Raw genomic sequence first — 18,911 nt, 5'->3', positions numbered from 1 at the left:
TGTTGCGATTTAAAATAATTTATGACCACATTTTCAGACTTCGACATTTCTCCAAATATACAACGAGCACTAGCCGATTTAAACTTTCAAACACCTACTCCTATTCAACAGCAAGCCATTCCAATTGTGGCTGCCGGAACCGATTTAGTAGGTTGTGCACAAACCGGAACAGGAAAAACTGCTGCCTTTGCAATTCCCATAATCGATTACATCCAAAAAATGCCTGGTGTTGGCAAAAAACACAACAATATTCGCGCGCTAATTGTAACACCTACGCGCGAATTAGCACTCCAAATCGAAGAGTCGTTCAAATCGTTAGGACAGTACACACGCGTGCGCACAACGACCATTTTTGGCGGTGTGTCTCAAATTCCACAAGTCGAACAACTAAAACGCGGCACCGAAGTCTTGGTAGCTACTCCAGGGCGTTTACTCGATTTGGAAAAACAAGGATTTATCGATTTAAATCAATTGCACATTTTAGTTCTCGACGAAGCCGATCAAATGCTCGACATGGGTTTTATTAACGACGTCAAGAAAATTGTGAAGCTTACGCCAAATAACCGCCAAACGCTGCTTTTTTCGGCAACAATGCCGTTGGAAATTCGCGCTTTAGCCGAAGATTTTCTCAATCAACCAAAACACATTACGGTAAATCCGGTATCGTCGACAGTTGAACGCATCAATCAAGAAATATATTTTGTTGAAAAAACCGAAAAGCGAAATCTGCTCTACCATTTGATTCGGAATCGAGGTTTGAGCGACGTTTTGGTATTCAGCCGAACCAAGCACGGAGCAGATAATATCGTGCGCTCTTTAAAGAAAAAAGGTGTGGAAGCTGAGGCAATTCACGGCGACAAATCGCAGTCGGCACGACAACGCGTGTTAGAATCTTTCAAAAACAAGAGTGTGGGCGTTTTGGTTGCCACAGATATTGCCGCACGTGGCATTGATATCGATGCACTTCCGTTTGTCATCAATTTTGATTTACCGAATATTCCCGAAACTTACGTACACCGAATAGGTCGAACCGGACGTGCCGGAAAAGAAGGAACTGCTATCAGCTTTTGCGGTCGCGACGAAGAACCGTACTGGAAAGACATTATTAAACTTACTCGTGCAGCGGTTACCGAAATTAAAGACCATCCGTGGCCTTGGGTTGGAGCCGAACGGGTAGAAACTCCCGTTGCCGATAATGCAGCAAAAAAAGGTACTTCTAAAAGTCGAAAGTCGACAACCAGCAAAAAAAACAAAAAGCGCTGGTATTAACTCCTACTTGAAGTTACATTTGAACGTAAAGTGAAGTCGGTGCGCAAAACCCTCGAAAAACAACTACACTAAATCGATGTCGCGTTGCTAAAAAAATCTTAAATTTGCAGGATAATTTTTTGCAATGAGCGCAAGCAAAGATCTCCACAGTAAGTGGACAATTGGCGGGCTTCTCGTCAGTTTAGGGATTATTTACGGTGATATCGGAACCTCTCCACTTTACGTAATGAAAGCCATAGTTGGGCTTGACAATCCGATAAATGAGGACTTAGTTTTGGGCGGTATTTCTTTGGTTTTTTGGACTTTAACCCTTCAAACCACCTTGAAATACGTAATTTTAACGCTAAATGCCGACAACCACGGCGAAGGCGGAATCTTTGCCCTGTATGCCCTAGTTAAACGAACGAAAATCAAATGGTTAATAGTTCCGGCGATTATTGGCGGATCGGCCTTATTAGCCGACGGAATTATTACGCCTCCGATCTCGGTTTCCTCCGCAGTAGAAGGGGTTAAGAATTTCTATCCCACAATAAATACGGTACCTATTGTCATCGCTATTTTGTGCGTGTTGTTCACCATTCAACAGTTCGGAACCAGCTTAGTTGGTCGGTTTTTCAGCCCGGTAATGATGATCTGGTTTGGAATGTTGGCTACCTTAGGTGTCATTCAAATTTCAGATAATTGGGGCGTTCTTAAGGCAATAAACCCGTATTACGCGTATCATATTTTAGTTGCTCCGGAAGGTATAAACCCAGAAGGATTCTTCGTTCTTGGTTTTGTATTCCTTTGTACGACAGGTGCCGAAGCGCTGTATTCAGACATGGGGCACTGCGGCAGAAAAAATATTCGCATCAGTTGGATGTTTGTCAAATCGGCTTTATTACTCAATTATTTCGGACAAGCGGCGTTCCTGATCGACCACGAAGGTAGTACGCTACGTTCTTTAGGAACTTCAAATCCGAATCCGTTTTACATGATTATGCCCGATTGGTTTCAACCCATAGGTGTTGTTATCGCAACCTTGGCAGCAGTTATCGCTTCTCAGGCATTAATCAGCGGATCGTTTACGCTCATCAACGAAGCCATGCGCTTGAACTTCTGGCCTAAAGTGCGCATTAAATATCCAACCGATTTAAAAGGACAATTGTATATCCCAAGCATCAACTGGTTGTTGCTTTTCGGTTGTATCGGCATTGTATTGTACTTCGAAGAGTCGAGCGCCATGGAACACGCCTACGGTTTGGCTATTGTACTTTGTATGATCATGACCACCGTTCTACTCAATTACTACCTCATTATGAAGCGTGTAGCGTGGTACATTTATGTTCCGTTGATCACGTTATATCTGGTAATTGAAGGCTCGTTTTTGGCTGCAAACGTGGTAAAATTTGCCGAAGGTGGTTTTGTAACTCTAATTATTGCGATTGTTTTGATTGCGATTATGAGTATTTGGTTCCGCGCGAAGAAAATCAGTAAGAACTATACGAAAATGGTGCAAATTGGCGATTACAGTCAAATGTTGCGCGAACTAAGCGTCGATTTATCCATTCCTAAATATGCAACGCATTTAGTGTACTTGACCAATGCGAGTCGTGTGGATGAGATCGAGGAAAAAGTAGTGTACTCTATTTTTGAAAAACGTCCGAAGCGTGCCGATATGTATTGGTTTTTGCACGTAAATATCTTAAACGAACCCTACAAGACCGAATATAAGGTAACGCATATTTTACGCGACGACGTTATTCGAATCGACTTCAATCTCGGTTTCCGCGAGCCTACTAAAATCAACATCATGTTTAAAGAAGTGGTGAAAAATATGGTGGCAAATGGCGAGGTGGACATCCGCAGCCGTTACGAATCGTTAAACCGCAACAACATTATTGGCGACTTCAAATTTGTGTTATCCGAGAAATTCTTGTCGAACGACAGCGACTTACTTTGGTACGAAAAGCTGATTATGAATTCGTATTTCTTCTTGAAAAAACTCAGTTTAAGTGAAGAAGGTGGTTTTGGTTTAGACAGCAGTTCGGTGAAAGTAGAGAAATTCCCGTTGGTGTTACATCCGCCGGAGAAAATCTGCATGAAGCGCATCGACTAAGCAGCTCATCACGTTTTGAAACTAATACTCAAAAACCGGTCGTCAATCTAAAGTTGAAAACCGGTTTTTTTGTTTTTTATTTGGGCGGCATTTCGCGCTGTTCGTTGCAACAAAAACGCACAAAAGCGGTTCGTGCTGCTTTTGTCTAGGGCTTCCGTTGGTCGCCTATTCAAAACCGCTCTCACACACTTTTCTGCGGTTTTGTTTTCACTGCCATCACGGCCGCGAGGAACGTTACCGGGGGAAGTTGGGAGTATCGATTGGGAATTGAGAATTGTGGATCATGGCTAATGCTTCTTCGTGAAACCATAAACTTGGGTAACCAGAATCTCCGCAATTTACGAATACAGACTATTTGGAGAGGTGCATTAAAACATATGAATTTTATTTATGCATGTTTTAACTTTAGTTTCAAGGTTACTGTACACCTCGTTGTGCTCACGATAGAAATTTTGGGAAACAACAACAAAATTACTGGACATTATTTCTTCCCCAGTTGTTAACTTCCAATACTTTAAATATTCTTCTTTTATTTCTTTAAACAAAAATTCTGCTTTGATTTTTGAATACTCACATAAAAGCGTGTGTAAGCCGTTCAACTTTAAATCAATTTCTTCAAATTGAACGATTATAAACTGTTTGTCGGTTGAGTTTATCGAACCATTGGAAAAGCATGATTTGACCTTGTCCCGAATTGTGATAATTTCTGTAAGAGTTTCTTTTAGTTCTGCTATTAAATTATTCTTTATGTACCTACCATCTTCAATCCATTTTTTTATAAAGAAAGGAATTAAAAGTCCAATTGCAGCGGTAAGAAAAAAATTCAAAACTTCAAAAATTTTCACTTCTGAATTGAATTTTAGAAAAGGATATTTTTGAATAAAACATCCCCACGAAAATCCTATTAAAAAAATTAGAACACAAATAATTATTTTTAAACTTTTCATTTTTTTGGAGTTGGGTTTTTGATCTCATTTAAAACCTTCTCAATTCGAAGCGGATTTCTATCCGATTTAAATTGTAAATGTTTAAGTAAAATTTCCGAACCTATTTCCATTGATAACTTTCCGAAAGAGCCACTTACAAAAGACGAAGGATATCCCCAAACACCATCAAGGTCGACCAAAATAATATAATTCCCATCAATAGCTTTATTAAATCTAGTAATAAAGATATCTTCTAGAAATTCTTGTCCTGAATGTGGTCCATCTTCTCTATCTCTAGCGCCAGGGTTATCTTTAAATTCTGTTGCAATAACTAATGTATCTTGTATTTTCATTTTACCTAATTATTTATTTCCCAGTAAAATAGAGTACCGTCAAACTTGTTGCGAAGTGAAAGAAACTGATTATTTTTCATGTCTGCAAAGATATCATTTGAAATTAAAATAAACCTTATAAAAGCGGGATCTTGAGCACATTCGTAAATTTGAGGTACGCCTTTACCTCTCTCTGGTCGAGCAGTTCTGGATTTTATAGCTCCTGCGAAAAGGCGCGGAACTAATTCTAAATTAGTCGGAATTCCGAGGTTTTCATAAAATTCACGTTTGTAAGTTTTAACCGGTAAACTTTCAAATATACCAACACCTAAGTCAAGAAAAGTATAACTTGTTCTTTTACAACCAGGATGATTGTAAACATGTAACCACCAATCATACTTTCCACGTTCTGAACCCGCATGGTTATTTGTATTTTGCATAGCTTCAATTAAAATGTCATAAAGAGGTTCAAAAATCTCTTCATTTTCAAAAGTATGCCTTAATCCTAATAAACAAGCTTCTTTAGCAATATCTGGTTCTACTCGGTTATTAGTCTGTTTATGAATTAATAACTTTTTATCATTTTTTGGTGTGATTTCCTTCACTAGTACATGCTCATAAAAACCACTTTGAGTAAAAAGCTTTTTAAGATATTCATTTTCAGGTTCATTGCCGTAAATTTCATTTTTCATGTGAAATTTCTCGTCTTGAATTTTTGCTAGAAGTACAGCAATAGCATCGGTAGTTAATGTTTGAATTTTTGAAATGTCAAACATCACTGAATTATCATTGTTTAATAAGAACTGAACATAATCAAAATATGCTAAAGTCTCTTCTGCATTATTAACAATGCTAAAATCCTGCGGAGCTATTTGAACAGTTATCTTCGGTTCTCTGTTATACGTCCTGAAATAACGACCTTTACGTGTTCGATTTGTAGATTTTGAATAATATTTAGACCTAAAATATTTCTGCTTTCTTTTATTATGTTGCTTGACTGCCGCAAAAGACTTTTGCCTATTTCTTTTCTTGTATTTAGAAGTTGAAAAAAGTTTTTTCATAGTTATGGTTAATCATCGCAAGATAGTTCTTTTAGAATTCACATCAGTTTGACAAATAGTGAAGTTCTTACATTTTCTTCAACTTTCAAGAACGATGATAAACTATTTATTAAAAGCGGTTTATAGTTAAAATTTATCAGCTCTTTTCATATGTTAAAATTAAACAAATGGTTTCTTTATTGTTCTACTGATTAAAAAAGACTTTGCTTTGCTATTTTATGCAATTTTCTCTAAGCAAAAATATCTAATTATTGATATTTTCCACCAAACGTTAGTAACGTATTCCCTAGCCCGGATGGCAGCGGCAGCCCGCAAGAAAAATACGGCTACGTGAACCGCGACTGCGGTGGCGACGCGAGGAGCCCACCGCAGGCCGAGTGAACGTGCCGTATTTTTTGCGGACTAAAGCGAACAGCCGGAAAAGCTTCTAAAAACTAGTACTATCAATTTTTACCTAAAAGTGAAATACTGTTTTTGGGTATTTCGACGAAATTATTACCGAATCGTGTTGGGGATACCGCGGCTTAGTTTGTATGACGACTGAGGGAACGTTAACAAACATATTTTGGCAAACCTGCATTGCAAATAAGCGATTTTAGTGGCAAATTGCCTGTTTTCTAGCATTTTCTATAAACAACGGCGTTTATTCAAAATTCTATTCTTCTAAACTTTTCGCAACCAACCCAAAATTTCGTCGTGCTTAATGGTCCACTTTCCGTTTTTATAATTGAGGTCCAAAACGATTCGGGATTTTGCATTTGGTCCCGGATTTTGCTGCACAATTTGTATCTGCGAAGCTGTTACTTTAGAAATAATGGCCACATGACCGTATTGGTTGAATACATTTCCATCAAAAATCAGAAGATCGTTCACCTGAGGCTTCGATTTACTCGTATTTGTAAACTGAATTAAATTTCTTTTTTTGTTCATTCCGCCATCTGCAACAGCGCGATCATAAAAATCTTTTGCATGACCATAGCTATCGGGCATTTTGTGTTTAAGATGTTGATAGTAATAGCGTTTAACAAACTCAACGCACTGATACTTCAATCCAAGATTGTAGCCGTCGATAGTGGTATTCCGACCCACTACATTACCAACCGAACCGTTGTAATAAACGTAAACTCCATTTAAACTGTCAATCTTTTGTCCGACTTTTAAACCTGTTATAAAACCGATCTTATTAAACGACCAAAAAGCGGTAGTTACTACTAAAATAATAGCGATAAAAAGGTATTTTAAAGACTTTAATTTCATAGAAAGAAACTTTAATAAAGCGAATCAGCGTGACGTAAATACTACATAATCAAGGTTACATCAACAATTAACTAACGTATTGATTGTCTATTAATTGTATAATCCGATCTTTCAATTTTATACCAATTCCATGGCGTATCTTCATCGAAGTAGGTTTCTACGAACTGCATGCCAATTTTCTCCAAAACTTTTATTGATGCCATATTGTTTGCATCGGCAGCTGCGTACACCTGCTGCAGTTTCATGGTGTTAAAAGCATAGTCGAGTGTTAAAAAAGCTGCTTCGGTAGCGATTCCCTTCGACCAGTATTTTCTGATGAGCCTATAGCCTATGTCGTAATAATTTTGGTGATTATTGTTTAGCTCAATAACAAACTTTAATCCAGCCCAGCCGATGAAGATATTGGTTTCCCGGTAGACGATAGCCCAACGACCAATGCCGTGCTCTTGGTATTGTTGCCGAACAAAAGTGATGACGTTTGCAGATTGTTCTTTGGATGTCAGTGGTTTATTGCCCAGAAATTTGTGCACTTCCGGATCCGAATCGAGTTCAAACATACCGTCAACGTCTGCGGGAACTAATTCTCGTAAAATAAGCCGTTCGCTTTCAGCAAATATTTTCATCGCGGGTTAGGGTTGATTTGATTCGAACCATTTAACAATAGCGGGCATATTTCTTTCAAATCCGCCGGGAATAAAAAAGTTTAGTACGGCACATTTCTCGGACGTATTATTTGCAAAATCGTGTCGGGTCTTGGCAGGAATCCGCAAAAAATCACCGGGTTCAATATCTAACCATGTCTCGCCAACCAGAACCGATGTAACGCCTGAAATACCGTAGAAAACCTCATCGTTAGCCTCGTGCTGGTGAGCGCCCGGACCGGTAGAATAAGGTTCTAACCACCATTCGGAAATACTGTACTTGTTAGCCGTTTCGTTTTCATCGGCTTTAAAAATTGCAGTCATACTGCCGCAATGGTACACTCTACCCTCTTTCTTTTTGAGGAAAAGTACCGATGTGTCGTTTTGCTTGTGTTCCATAGTTTGTGATTTTCACTAAAATATATCTTTTAACTCTTTGAAATGTGAGCTTAATACACGAGTAAGGAATTTGTTCTTCTAAATGTATTTAAAAAAGTTAATCGTAGAATGATTATGCGTACTAGCTAAAGTGTTAACTAATCTAAGCTCAAATCCTCTGGACTCAATGTCGTCTTAACATTATAAAGACTTTTTCTCATCACAAAAACCAGTTTGTTTAACGCTTCTTCATTTGGGTTTTCTATAAATTTCTTCATCGTTTTTATTACTAAGTCTGATGCGTAAAGTGTCATATTAAACCATTCTAATTTAATCTCATCAATTAGTTCTTCTTTTGATGTGATTTCGGGTTTTTGTCGTTTCAGTTTGTCTTTTTCCTTTTCATAATTCACTAATGAATAAGATAGCAACAAAATTGCCATGTACCTAACCTCCTTAATTTCATGTCGAGATTGGTCTTTCCTTTTTTTGCTCTCCACAAAAAAATAATTAATAACTCCACCTATACTCATTAGCCCTAAAGCTTTGATTATTATCTCTACTATTTCCATTTTTATGACTGTTTATTATGTATGATTTTCAATAAATAAACGCTAACGTTATAGATGCTTTTTTAGTTTGCAACTTCATAGCGGAAAACTATCTGCTACTACTAAACTTGCTGAGAAAACGCTTTTTTTTAAAGCTGAACAACAAGTTTATGGTAGGTACTGTTATTTGCATTTATCCTAGCTACCATGTATAATTGCTTCAATATTTTCAAGCTGTCCTTCAATGATAGTGAAACTGTTAGGGTCAGGATAATTTGTACTTCCTATTAAGTCCCATTTCGCTTGTCCAGATATTTTTCTTATGGGCTGAATTTTCTTACCGTAATTATAAATTTTTAAGAACACAACGTCATTCGTAGCGCCGTGGCAAACTGCAATTTCAAAATTGTCGGATGGAAAGCTCTTTGTGGGATAAAAGTCTTGTCCACCAAAAGAAAGTATTTTATTATCACTAATCTGAAACAAGTAATTTACGCCTTCATCTTCCACTTCCGATAATTCAATATACTCATTACCTATTACTTGTATTGACATGACCTTATTTGTTGCAAACACGAAATCAATATCCTTTCTCTCTTTCCTATGTTTTAAATAAGTCTCTAAAAAACTCCATGTACCCATCAGTATATAAACAACCACTGTACCGATTAATAAGTATAATTCAGTAGTTGTATTAAGAAAAAAGTAAGCAAATGTACCGACCAGAATTGCTAGAAGTATCCAGATAAAAAGAAACTTAACTTGAAATGACTTTTGTTTGTCAAGTTGCTTTAAGTGTCGTCTTAGGGTTTTAATTTCCCTCTCGGATAAGGGTCTTTCTGTTTGCACTAAGTCTTGAATTATAATATTATATAGGGTTGTGAAAAATCTCGTTTGACCAACAAATGTAGGACTTACACGAAACTAAGCACGTAAATCATTAAATAACAACGCGTAAGGTCGATAAATTTATAGAGGTTTTATTTTGTACTATTCAACACTTGATTTGCTTTTAATGTTGAACGAATATACACTTTTCCACCAAACGTTAGTAACGTATGCCCTAGCCCCGGTTGCAGCGGCAGCCCGGAGGAAAAGACGCTTGTTTGAATTGGGCTAGAAACGGCGACCCAAGAAGCCGGGTATAGCCCCATGAAAACCGCGCCTTTTACGAGGACTACAGCGGAAAACGGGAAGAGCTTCTGGAAGATTTCGAGATTGAAAGATTGAAAGATTGAAAAAATTGAAAAAGCTAAAAAAGTGAACACATCCCTAATTGTAGAATTGGAGTAGAACCTTTGTGAACTCTGTGCCTATGTGGTCAACTGAAATAGTTTAAAAAAATTGAAAAAATTGAATTTTGGTAGCGATCGGAAGTGAAAAAGCTAAAAGCTAACAGCTAAAAGCTCACAGCTAAAACAAAAATCCTAAAAAAGTGAACACAACCCTCCTTGTAGAATTGGACTAAAACCTTTGTGACCTTTGTGGCTATGTGGTCAACCGAAGTAGTTTAGAAAAATTGAATTCCGATTGCGATCGGAAGCGAGAAAATTGAATTCCGATTGCGGTCGGAAGTGAAAGAATGAAAAAAAGAAAAAAAATTTAGTTTAATACATATATATATTTATATCTTTGTATCTGAAAATTAATTCGGAGATAAAATGACATTAACGGAGCGGATTGAACCAGCAAAAGTGATTTACGCAGTAAACATGCTGAAAGTAATTGCTCATCCGGTGCGTCTGGCAATTGTTGACTTACTGACTGTTAACCAAAAAATGACCCTTATCGAAATTCAAGAAACACTGAATCTCGAACAAGCTGTAACCTCACAACACATCACACTAATGGAAGATAAAGGTGTGCTCCTGTCGGAAAAAGTGGGGCGAAATAAATTCGTTTCGCTGCGTTTTCCAAACATGAAAAACATCATCACCTGCCTAGAAAACTGCTGCAACGAACACTAGTATTTTTTTATGAAAAAACATATATTTATATATATCTTTTTATCTTTATTTGATTCGCGTACGTTAGCGCAAGAGTCGGCACACCTTAATTTATGGGGACGCGCATCGGTAGCTTACCTTCATGGCAAAAAATGGAAATACGAAGCTGAAATACAGCACCGTACGCAAAACGATTTTCCGGCTAACGAACGCAATGTACTCGCACACAACCTCCTAAACAGCATTCGAACTTGGGCGCATTTTCAATACAATGAAGCTTTAAGCCTTTCCCTCTCCCCTTTTGCCTACTACTGGCACAACCGAATTTTAATAGCGGAAGCCGATAAAAACAGTCGCACTATACAAGAATTACGCTTTTCTGCAGCACTCGATGCAAAACACGAACTAACTGAAAAACTGTGGTTGATGAACCGAACGTGCATGGAATACCGCGACTTTCAAAATACAACGACCGACATCACTCGGCTTCGCATCCGTATCGGACTGCGCTACGAACTTACCGAAAAGCTCAATCTGGTTCTCTACGAAGAACTTTTCCTGAACCTCAAAGGAGCCGAACGAACGCATATCTTTGATCATGAGCGCATAGCGTTTCTCATAAACTACCGTATTCTGGAACAACTCCGCCTCGAAACCGGCTACATGTATATATCGCGTTTGCCACGCAACACCGACGAGTTTTTGCATGAAAACAACTTTATCGTTCATGTGTACTATACCTTGAAAGGAAAACAGCACGAAAAACAAAACGCTGGTAAACATTCGTAAATGCAAGACATGGAATTACTTGGTTATATCGCTGCCATCTTTATCGGTATTTCGCTCAGCGTGATCGGCGGCGGCGGTAGCATACTTACCGTACCTGTTTTGCTGTATTTGTTTGCAGTTGACGCCGTTACTGCTACGGCTTACTCGCTTTTTATCGTGGGTGTGAGCAGTTCGGTGGGTTCGCTGGCGTATTTTAAAAACAAATTAGTGGATGTAAAAACGGCTGTTGTTTTTGGAATTCCATCGATTATTGCTGTGTTTGCTACTCGGGCCTACTTGGTGCCGGCAATTCCTGAACAGTTGTTTACGCTCGGTAGTTTTGTTTTTACGAAAAGTATCAGTTTGGTATTGCTATTTGCTTTGTTAATGATCGCCGCTTCGCACAGCATGATTACGAAATCTGTTTTAAAAACTGAAAACGATGAAGCGCCACAAAAATTTAACCATCCGCTAATCTTGGTAGAAGGAACGCTTGTCGGAATTTTAACTGGCTTAGTGGGTGCTGGCGGCGGATTCTTAATCATTCCCGCACTGGTCTTACTTTCTAAATTACCGATGAAGAAAGCTGTGGGTACTTCTTTGGTAATTATTGCTGCTAAATCGCTCGTTGGTTTTTGGGGCGAAAGCAGTGAAACGCTAATCGACTGGTCATTACTGCTTCACATCTCGGCTTTCGCAGTACTTGGTATTTTTATAGGTATCCCAATTTCCAAAAAGATAGACGGCAACAAACTCAAGCCCGCATTTGGTTGGTTTGTATTACTGATGGGCATGTACATTATTTTTAAAGAAACTATTTTGAAACACTAACACAACAAATTCGATGAGAAACGCAAACAACAAAATTACTTTACAGCAGCTGTATCGTATAAATTTGAGCAAGGGAAAACTATTTTTAAAATGTAGTTCGCCTACTTACTCGCTTCGACGCTCGAATTATCAAGGCGTCGCACTCAACTTATCCTTTAAATCGATAACAAATTAAAATAAACATTTATGTTTGAACTTTTAAAACAACCTTGGCACTGGGCAGTTGCGGGCACATTAATCGGTCTGACCGTTCCAGTTTTATTGCTTATTGGGAATAAGAAATTTGGAATATCTTCATCGCTACGACACATTTGTGCGATTTGCATTCCCGCCAAGATTCCATTTTTTAAATACGATTGGAAGAAAGAAGTTTGGAACTTATTCTTTGTTTTTGGCGTGTTTATCGGCGGATTTATTGCTGCCAACTATTTATCGAATCCGGAACCGGTTGAGATTGCCGAAGGAACTCGTGCGCAGCTCATGGAATGGGGCATTACCGACTTCGACAACTTAATGCCTGCCAATTTGTTTTCGGTTTCGAATCTATTCACTTTAAAAGGACTTTTCTTTTTTGTGATCGGCGGATTTTTGGTTGGTTTCGGCACGCGCTACGCCGGTGGTTGCACCAGTGGTCATGCCATCATGGGCTTATCTACCTTGCAATGGCCTTCGCTGATTGCTACCTGTTGTTTTATGATTGGCGGCTTCTTCTCCGCCAACGTTATTCTTCCCTTCATTTTAAAATTAGCTCAATAATGAAAAATCAAACAGAAAAAACGGATATCCGGCATCAAGACGCTATTTGTACCAACGAACAACAGGTAAAAACGCCGTTCTGGCACAATCTGAAGTATATGCTTGTGGGAATTGCCTTTGGAATTGTGTTTGTAAAAGCCGAAATCATTAGTTGGTTTCGCATTCAGGAGATGTTTCAGTTACAGTCGTTTTTCATGTACGGCGTCATCGGAACCGCCGTTGTTGTAGGTATGCTGTCGGTTTTCTTGATTAAGAAATTCAATATCAAAACATTAAATGGCGAACGTATTCACTTTGAAGACAAGAAGTTCAGTAAGGGTCAGATTTACGGCGGACTAATCTTCGGAATCGGTTGGGCCATCACAGGCGCTTGTCCGGGTCCGTTATTTGCACAAATAGGAAGTGGTTTTGCTGCCGTAAGTGTAACCTTGATAAGTGCTATCGCTGGCACTTGGGTTTACGGATATTTCAGAGAAAATTTACCTCATTAAAGACATACAATTATGAATTCTCCAACATTTAAAATAGAACAAATTTACACCGGTTGCTTAGCACAAGGCGCCTATTACATTACTTCTAACGGCCAAGCTGCCATTATCGATCCGCTGCGCGAAACACAGCCATACATCGACCGCCTAAGCCGCGATAACGCCCAGTTAAAATTCATTTTTGAAACACATTTTCATGCTGATTTCGTAAGCGGACACGTAGACTTGAGCCGCAAGACAGCTGCACCCATCGTGTACGGGCCGAATGCAATGCCAGCATTTGATTGCATTGTAGCCACCGATGGGCAAGATTTTAAACTCGGACACATCACCATTCGTGTATTACATACGCCCGGTCATACGATGGAAAGCTCCTGCTTTTTATTAGTCGATGAAAACGGTTCTGAACAAGTACTTTTTAGTGGCGATACGCTGTTTATTGGCGATGTGGGTCGGCCCGATTTAGCCCAAAAAGCGGCTTCCCTAACGCAAGAACAGTTAGCCGCAACTTTATATCAGTCGCTGCGAACAAAAATAATGACATTGCCCGAACACGTTCTCGTTTATCCAGCGCACGGAGCCGGAAGTGCTTGTGGAAAGAACATGAGCAAAGAAACCGTTTCGACCATCGGTAATCAAAAAGCGACGAACTATGCACTGCGTGCCAACATGACCGATGCAGAGTTTATCAAAGAAGTTACCGATGGATTGCTGCCACCTCCTACTTATTTCGGCGCAAATGTGGCGATGAACAAAAACGGTTACCACAGCTTTGAGCACGTATTTAACAACGGTATGCGCGCACTTTCGGTTGCTGCATTTAAAGCCGCCGCCGAAGAGGTTGGTGCGCTAATTCTCGATACGCGCGACAGCGATACGTTCCACCGAGGATTTATCCCACAGTCGATTAACATTGGCGTAAACGGCGATTTTGCTCCTTGGGTGGGTGCGCTCGTGGGCGATGTAAAGCAACCGTTACTATTGGTTACCGATTCGAACAAAATCGAGGAAACTGTTACGCGTTTAACACGTGTAGGTTTTGATAACATTGTTGGACATTTGGAGGGCGGATTTGACAGTTGGAAAAATGCCGGAAAAGAAGTTGATACCGTAAACCGTATTTCGGCTGCTGCTTTCGCGGAAGTTGTTGCCATTGAGTACGATACGATTATTGATGTTCGTAAGCAAAGCGAATACAGAGCCGAGCATGTGGCAGAAGCGTTCAACCGTCCGTTAGCCGATATCAATAATTGGATTAAAGACTTGAATCCTGAAAATCATTTTTATTTGCATTGCGCAGGAGGTTATCGAAGTATGATTGCGGCAAGTATCTTACAGGCACGCGGTTACCGCAATTTCACCGAAGTAGCGGGAGGTTTTAAAGCCATTGCAGAAACAAGCATTCCGAAAAGCGATTTTGTTTGTCAGAGTAAAATCATACTGTGATATTAAAATCGGGAACAGCGTTTTTAGCTGTTTTTTGGGCGGCATTTCGCGTTTTCCATTTCATCCCGATAGCGATCGGGACCCTAGCTCGGTTGGTTTAGGCAGTATTTGCAAAACTGCGCGAGGAACTTTTAAATTTTGCTAGCTTAGTTGAACTTGAGCTCGATTTTGCCAAAGTAGACGTGGCGATTGCCGACCGTAAAGCCTTTGAAGCTTTGGTGGAATGTAATCCTTGCAGTATTAAAACGACTCATAGGCTCGTTTGCCGTTGGAAAAGTCTTGAAGAACTGTGTTTCTGTTGCAATTATCGGTAAACCGAATGTTGGGAAATCGACTCAACTAAACGCATTGCTCAACGAAAAGCGCGTCATAGTTTCGGACATTGCAGTAACCACGCGCGACACCACGGAAGAAGAATCTAGCATTGTCTAAATCCGTTTTCGATTCATCGATACAGCGGAAATTCGTGTTACGACCGATGTTGTAGAACAAATGGGAATTCCGAAAACCTTCGGAAAAGCGGGCGCAGCAAAAGTGGCTTTGTACCTACTTAGCTTGGAAGAAATAGCCGATTTAGCTGCGATTTTTACAGAAATTGCCCAGCAAGAGATTAGATATATTTCAAATCAATCGAAATAAAAACCTCCCTGATCCGTTTAATAAGCAAAAACTTGCAAGAACACAAACTTTTGAAAAGTAATTTAAAAACCACCGAAGTTTTACCACTTTTATTGAGTTCAAGTGCTGGATATTGCTTGCATTTCTATTGTAGTAAACTATCATACGAATCAGTACTTTTTTTAATAAAACCTGTTGCTTATGTTGTTGGTTTTATCCTAGGTAGCAATTGTGTCAATATTGCAGATGAAGGTTTTTTTTTACCTCAGTTAGAAATTCTAATTGACAAATCTTGTAGCGGATATAACTTCTGGAGTGTCTGTATTTTTATGTTGACTTATCTCTGCTTTACAAAAATCGCGAAACTGCAGATCAAATGTTTTGCCTTTCTCCTCTTACTTCCAATCACATACCTTCTAACTTTATTTGTCAACACTATCCGTATAATAAGCTGCATTTCAACAGCTAAGCTAGGTCTTATGTTTAGCGAAAATTATCAAGGTATTATTCATGAAGTTACTGGCTTAGCAAATACTGTTGTATTCTTGCTGCTGTTCTATTTTGCATTCGGAAAAATAATAAACTACTCAAAATATGCTCACTAAATCCCTAAGTCCAAAATGGATCTTTCTTTCCAGCACGCTGCCTATTACCATACTTCTGAGCATACTTTATTCTGATTTCTCTATAATTTATTCATTGCTGTCAGAGCAAAACATACTACATATACTGACTTTTGGTGCTATATTAATTTTATTTGGAATGTTAAGCGCTGTTTATGCTTTTAACAGACTAAAAAATAATAAGGATGTTTCGAGAGGCTATTCGTATATCGCTGTTTGTTTTTCGGTTTTGTACATCATTCTTAGTTTCATTTTTGAAGACGATCTAATACCCATTTCTCTACCCTCTTGGATATTTGACACAAATCCGCTGATCTATGTAACTACATTTGTAATGCCAACCTTAGCTTATGGCTTGTTTTCGTTGGTAGTACACTTCACCCCCGACTATGAAAATCAGTCTGCTGCACAGGATTTTCTTAAAGCAATAATTGTTCCGCTTTCTACAATAATAATTGCTTTTCTCTTTATTTTCCTTCTCAATTTCGATCACTATAAAATTTTACTTTGGTTGTTTTTTGCTATTTTAGTGACATGCTCTTTACTGTTTCTGTTTTTCTTAACTCGCGGCTTATATATTTTTATTCTGAAGAAAAATGCTTTGGCTTTTAACGACAAGATTGCTGTTTTATTTCTTTTTGCATTACTTCTTCCAATAGCAGGTTTGCTATTCAACAATTTGCCAAACTTAAACCAAGGTTTCGAAAGTTCTCAGGGCTTATTTGGGAACTTTTCAGATAAATTCTTCTACATAATTTGCGTTTTTAATGGGGTGATTTTATGCATTCCTCAGCAAAAAAATAGAATTATTCAACTTGTTTTGTTCTCATGTAGAGCGTTGACATTTAGCTTTACGACTTACTTTTTCTTTGTATTTCTCCCGTATTTGCCATTTGCTTTAGCCTTTCTAATACTTGTTATTGGGCTATTTATGCTGGCACCACTTATACTAACATTTGTACATATCTCTGTTTTACGAGATGATATTCAATTTCTCAAGAAATACTATCGTAAAAGTACCATCAACTTAATCTTACTTCTCGGTTTTATAGCTATTCCATCAATTGTAACTTGCAATTATATCTATCAAAGAAATGTGTTACAAGAAGCACTTGATTATATCTATAAAACAGACTACACCAAAGAATACGATATCGACACCAATGCTTTAGAACAAGTATTTAAAACCATTCGACAAAATAAGGAACGACCAAGTTTTACAAATTCCAACAGAACACCTTATTTATCAAGTTTATACAACTCGATTGTTTTGAACAACTTGACCATGCAAGAAGCTAAACTTCAGCATCTAGAACAGATCTTTTTCGGTAAGGAATATAAAAAAGACACAGTTACACGAATTTTAAATTCGAGACTAAAAATTTCGAAGATCATCCATAAAAGTACTTACATAGCAGCTGAAAAAACATGGAAAAGCAACGTGGATTTTGAAATCACTAATAACAGTAACTTTTCAGCAGCCGAATTTGAAACCGAATTCGAACTACCTCAAGGCAGCTATATTTCTGATTATTATCTAGATATGAAAAACGGAAGAGAAAAGGGAATTTTAGCTGAGAAAAAATCCGTAATGTGGGTGTATTCACAAATTGTGAACACAAGAAAAGATCCCGGTTTACTATTCTACGATAACGATTCAAAAGTCGGATTTAAAATTTTTCCATTTCAGAGCAATCAGACGCGAACCTCAGGTTTTGAAATTGTCCATAAAGAACCATTAAACTTAAACATTGACGGAAATAATATCCCTTTAGGAACAAAGACAACAACGGAGGAAAATATAAAAATTAATGAATTTGTTGCTTACATCTCTAAAACAGAGAAGTTGTCATTACCAAGCATTAAACGGAAACCTTACTTCCATTTTATCATAGATATTTCAAATAATAATGAAAAGAATTTAGCAGAATACCAACGACGAATTAATGCACTTAAATCGAGATACAATTCGCTCTTTACTAACGCTAAAATAAGTTTTACCAATAGTTCGATTAGAACAGTAGATTATGATGAAAGTTGGATAAAAACGATTACTAATTTATCATTTAAAGGCGGATTTTACTGCGATTCTGCACTTCGAAAAGCCCTTATTCAAAGTCGCAGTTCTTTGAATAAACCTGTCTTTATAATTCTTACAGACGATTGGAAAAAGACAATTCTTGCGGAAGATTACAACGATTATCGATTTTGTTTTCCTGATTTTACACTTATCTATGAACTTTTTAATGATGACTCGCTAATTGCTCATTCATTAATCGAATCTACTAAAAATCCATGTCAATTTGAAAGTCCATTAGAAAATCAAAATCTTGTCAAATACTACAAAATTAGCAGAAAAGAACAGAGACTAATTTCTTGTGATAGCAATCCAGAAATTGTGCTGTTAAATGAAAACATTGATTTGAATAATCAGATAAAAAATAAAAGCAAATGGAAAACTGGCGTCATTATGGCGGGATTGCGCCGATTAGAACTTATCAGGCCCGATCTGTCTGATGAAACGTGGAAACACATGCTAAAATCTTCTTTCGAAAGCAATGTTATGTCGCCTGCCACTTCATTTATAGCCTTAGAAGAAGAAAGCCAAAAAATACTACTAAAAAAGAAACAACAACAAGTACTAAACGGAGACCAATCTCTTGATTTAGAAGAGCGTATATCAAGAATGAGCGAGCCTTCCTGGAGTCTATTCATTCTATGTTTTATATTCTTTCTTGTAGTAAAAAGAAAATCCTTGCTATCTAAACTGAATTAAAATGAAAAGCATTTAAAAATAACAAACACGCTTTGATGTTTTTTTGATGATAAAAGAAGAATCCAAATAGTATTAAATTTTCAAAATCTCATCAAAAAACTCCTCCAAAACAACCGATTTTTACTAATTTCGCAACCATTCAACCT

At 38.0% G+C, this 18,911-nt stretch carries 18 protein-coding genes and 1 pseudogene; 11 read left to right on the top strand and 8 right to left on the bottom strand.

Annotated features, from left to right (window positions below):
• The first annotated feature begins 21 nt into the window (after positions 1-21).
• Both ACOVQQ_RS12380 and ACOVQQ_RS12375 read left to right on the top strand, forming a co-directional pair.
• Positions 22-1,269, top strand: coding sequence for a DEAD/DEAH box helicase (locus ACOVQQ_RS12380; RefSeq protein WP_298148510.1), 1,248 nt, complete (start codon positions 22-24; stop codon positions 1,267-1,269).
• Positions 1,270-1,393: 124 nt separating this feature from the next.
• Positions 1,394-3,367, top strand: a complete 1,974-nt coding sequence (locus tag ACOVQQ_RS12375) for a KUP/HAK/KT family potassium transporter (protein WP_421818471.1) — start codon at positions 1,394-1,396, stop codon at positions 3,365-3,367.
• Positions 3,368-3,735: 368 nt separating this feature from the next.
• Here the strand turns inward: ACOVQQ_RS12375 and ACOVQQ_RS12370 are convergent, their stop codons facing one another.
• The 8 genes from ACOVQQ_RS12370 to ACOVQQ_RS12335 form a co-directional block, all read right to left on the bottom strand.
• Positions 3,736-4,314: a hypothetical protein gene (locus ACOVQQ_RS12370; RefSeq protein WP_421818470.1), complete on the bottom strand. Its 579-nt coding sequence runs from the start codon at positions 4,312-4,314 to the stop codon at positions 3,736-3,738.
• Positions 4,311-4,646, bottom strand: a complete 336-nt coding sequence (locus ACOVQQ_RS12365) for an STAS-like domain-containing protein (protein ID WP_421818469.1) — start codon at positions 4,644-4,646, stop codon at positions 4,311-4,313. The genes ACOVQQ_RS12370 and ACOVQQ_RS12365 overlap by 4 nt, the downstream gene beginning before the upstream one ends.
• A 5-nt stretch (positions 4,647-4,651) precedes the next feature.
• Positions 4,652-5,686 carry a hypothetical protein gene (locus ACOVQQ_RS12360; RefSeq protein WP_421818468.1) on the bottom strand — a complete coding sequence of 345 codons (1,035 nt, stop codon included), beginning with the start codon at positions 5,684-5,686 and terminating at the stop codon, positions 4,652-4,654.
• Between the two features lie 663 nt (positions 5,687-6,349).
• On the bottom strand, positions 6,350-6,943 hold the full coding sequence (locus tag ACOVQQ_RS12355; protein WP_421818467.1) for a CHAP domain-containing protein: 594 nt from the start codon (positions 6,941-6,943) through the stop codon (positions 6,350-6,352).
• A gap of 71 nt (positions 6,944-7,014) precedes the next feature.
• Positions 7,015-7,566: a GNAT family N-acetyltransferase gene (locus ACOVQQ_RS12350; RefSeq protein ID WP_421818466.1), complete on the bottom strand. Its 552-nt coding sequence runs from the start codon at positions 7,564-7,566 to the stop codon at positions 7,015-7,017.
• 6 nt (positions 7,567-7,572) lie between these two features.
• Positions 7,573-7,983, bottom strand: a complete 411-nt coding sequence (locus ACOVQQ_RS12345; RefSeq protein WP_421818465.1) for a cupin domain-containing protein — start codon at positions 7,981-7,983, stop codon at positions 7,573-7,575.
• A gap of 137 nt (positions 7,984-8,120) precedes the next feature.
• Positions 8,121-8,534 carry a hypothetical protein gene (locus ACOVQQ_RS12340; RefSeq protein WP_421818464.1) on the bottom strand — a complete coding sequence of 138 codons (414 nt, stop codon included), beginning with the start codon at positions 8,532-8,534 and terminating at the stop codon, positions 8,121-8,123.
• Between the two features lie 177 nt (positions 8,535-8,711).
• Positions 8,712-9,362 carry a hypothetical protein gene (locus tag ACOVQQ_RS12335; RefSeq protein WP_421818463.1) on the bottom strand — a complete coding sequence of 217 codons (651 nt, stop codon included), beginning with the start codon at positions 9,360-9,362 and terminating at the stop codon, positions 8,712-8,714.
• A gap of 812 nt (positions 9,363-10,174) precedes the next feature.
• Between ACOVQQ_RS12335 and ACOVQQ_RS12330 the strand changes: the two genes are divergently transcribed.
• The 9 genes and pseudogenes from ACOVQQ_RS12330 (at position 10,175) to ACOVQQ_RS12290 (ending at position 18,765) form a co-directional block, all read left to right on the top strand.
• Positions 10,175-10,480 (top strand): ArsR/SmtB family transcription factor, encoded by a 306-nt coding sequence (locus ACOVQQ_RS12330; protein ID WP_421818462.1) that lies wholly within the window; start codon positions 10,175-10,177, stop codon positions 10,478-10,480.
• A gap of 9 nt (positions 10,481-10,489) precedes the next feature.
• Positions 10,490-11,248, top strand: coding sequence for a DUF2490 domain-containing protein (locus ACOVQQ_RS12325; RefSeq protein ID WP_421818461.1), 759 nt, complete (start codon positions 10,490-10,492; stop codon positions 11,246-11,248).
• Positions 11,249-11,257: 9 nt separating this feature from the next.
• Positions 11,258-12,058, top strand: a complete 801-nt coding sequence (locus tag ACOVQQ_RS12320; protein WP_421818460.1) for a sulfite exporter TauE/SafE family protein — start codon at positions 11,258-11,260, stop codon at positions 12,056-12,058.
• Between the two features lie 186 nt (positions 12,059-12,244).
• Positions 12,245-12,814 carry a YeeE/YedE family protein gene (locus ACOVQQ_RS12315; RefSeq protein ID WP_421818459.1) on the top strand — a complete coding sequence of 190 codons (570 nt, stop codon included), beginning with the start codon at positions 12,245-12,247 and terminating at the stop codon, positions 12,812-12,814.
• Complete coding sequence (locus ACOVQQ_RS12310) at positions 12,811-13,305, top strand: DUF6691 family protein (RefSeq protein ID WP_421818485.1); 495 nt, start codon at positions 12,811-12,813, stop codon at positions 13,303-13,305. Before ACOVQQ_RS12315 ends, ACOVQQ_RS12310 begins: the two co-directional genes overlap by 4 nt.
• Positions 13,306-13,317: 12 nt before the next feature.
• Complete coding sequence (locus tag ACOVQQ_RS12305) at positions 13,318-14,748, top strand: MBL fold metallo-hydrolase (protein WP_421818458.1); 1,431 nt, start codon at positions 13,318-13,320, stop codon at positions 14,746-14,748.
• 110 nt (positions 14,749-14,858) lie between these two features.
• Positions 14,859-15,297: pseudogene (locus ACOVQQ_RS12300) on the top strand (GTPase); the annotation flags it as partial.
• Between the two features lie 122 nt (positions 15,298-15,419).
• Positions 15,420-15,971, top strand: coding sequence for an exosortase K (gene xrtK / locus ACOVQQ_RS12295; RefSeq protein ID WP_421818457.1), 552 nt, complete (start codon positions 15,420-15,422; stop codon positions 15,969-15,971).
• Complete coding sequence (locus ACOVQQ_RS12290; RefSeq protein WP_421818456.1) at positions 15,961-18,765, top strand: MSEP-CTERM sorting domain-containing protein; 2,805 nt, start codon at positions 15,961-15,963, stop codon at positions 18,763-18,765. The genes xrtK and ACOVQQ_RS12290 overlap by 11 nt, the downstream gene beginning before the upstream one ends.
• The last annotated feature ends 146 nt before the right edge of the window (positions 18,766-18,911 follow it).

This window comes from Flavobacterium sp. (assembly GCF_049240005.1).
Lineage (GTDB): Bacteria > Bacteroidota > Bacteroidia > Flavobacteriales > Flavobacteriaceae > Flavobacterium.
This window is presented reverse-complemented; position numbering and strand designations above follow the sequence as displayed.

Bases quoted from the DNA above. Each gene is read 5' to 3' on its own strand.
- ACOVQQ_RS12345 (WP_421818465.1), bottom strand. From the start codon at position 7,983: ATGGAACACAAGCAAAACGACACATCGGTACTTTTCCTCAAAAAGAAA.
- ACOVQQ_RS12360 (WP_421818468.1), bottom strand. From the start codon at position 5,686: ATGAAAAAACTTTTTTCAACTTCTAAATACAAGAAAAGAAATAGGCAA.
- ACOVQQ_RS12305 (WP_421818458.1), top strand. From the start codon at position 13,318: ATGAATTCTCCAACATTTAAAATAGAACAAATTTACACCGGTTGCTTA.
- ACOVQQ_RS12375 (WP_421818471.1), top strand. From the start codon at position 1,394: ATGAGCGCAAGCAAAGATCTCCACAGTAAGTGGACAATTGGCGGGCTT.
- ACOVQQ_RS12350 (WP_421818466.1), bottom strand. From the start codon at position 7,566: ATGAAAATATTTGCTGAAAGCGAACGGCTTATTTTACGAGAATTAGTT.
- ACOVQQ_RS12330 (WP_421818462.1), top strand. From the start codon at position 10,175: ATGACATTAACGGAGCGGATTGAACCAGCAAAAGTGATTTACGCAGTA.
- ACOVQQ_RS12380 (WP_298148510.1), top strand. From the start codon at position 22: ATGACCACATTTTCAGACTTCGACATTTCTCCAAATATACAACGAGCA.
- ACOVQQ_RS12365 (WP_421818469.1), bottom strand. From the start codon at position 4,646: ATGAAAATACAAGATACATTAGTTATTGCAACAGAATTTAAAGATAAC.
- ACOVQQ_RS12325 (WP_421818461.1), top strand. From the start codon at position 10,490: ATGAAAAAACATATATTTATATATATCTTTTTATCTTTATTTGATTCG.
- ACOVQQ_RS12315 (WP_421818459.1), top strand. From the start codon at position 12,245: ATGTTTGAACTTTTAAAACAACCTTGGCACTGGGCAGTTGCGGGCACA.
- ACOVQQ_RS12320 (WP_421818460.1), top strand. From the start codon at position 11,258: ATGGAATTACTTGGTTATATCGCTGCCATCTTTATCGGTATTTCGCTC.
- ACOVQQ_RS12290 (WP_421818456.1), top strand. From the start codon at position 15,961: ATGCTCACTAAATCCCTAAGTCCAAAATGGATCTTTCTTTCCAGCACG.
- ACOVQQ_RS12355 (WP_421818467.1), bottom strand. From the start codon at position 6,943: ATGAAATTAAAGTCTTTAAAATACCTTTTTATCGCTATTATTTTAGTA.
- ACOVQQ_RS12340 (WP_421818464.1), bottom strand. From the start codon at position 8,534: ATGGAAATAGTAGAGATAATAATCAAAGCTTTAGGGCTAATGAGTATA.
- ACOVQQ_RS12370 (WP_421818470.1), bottom strand. From the start codon at position 4,314: ATGAAAAGTTTAAAAATAATTATTTGTGTTCTAATTTTTTTAATAGGA.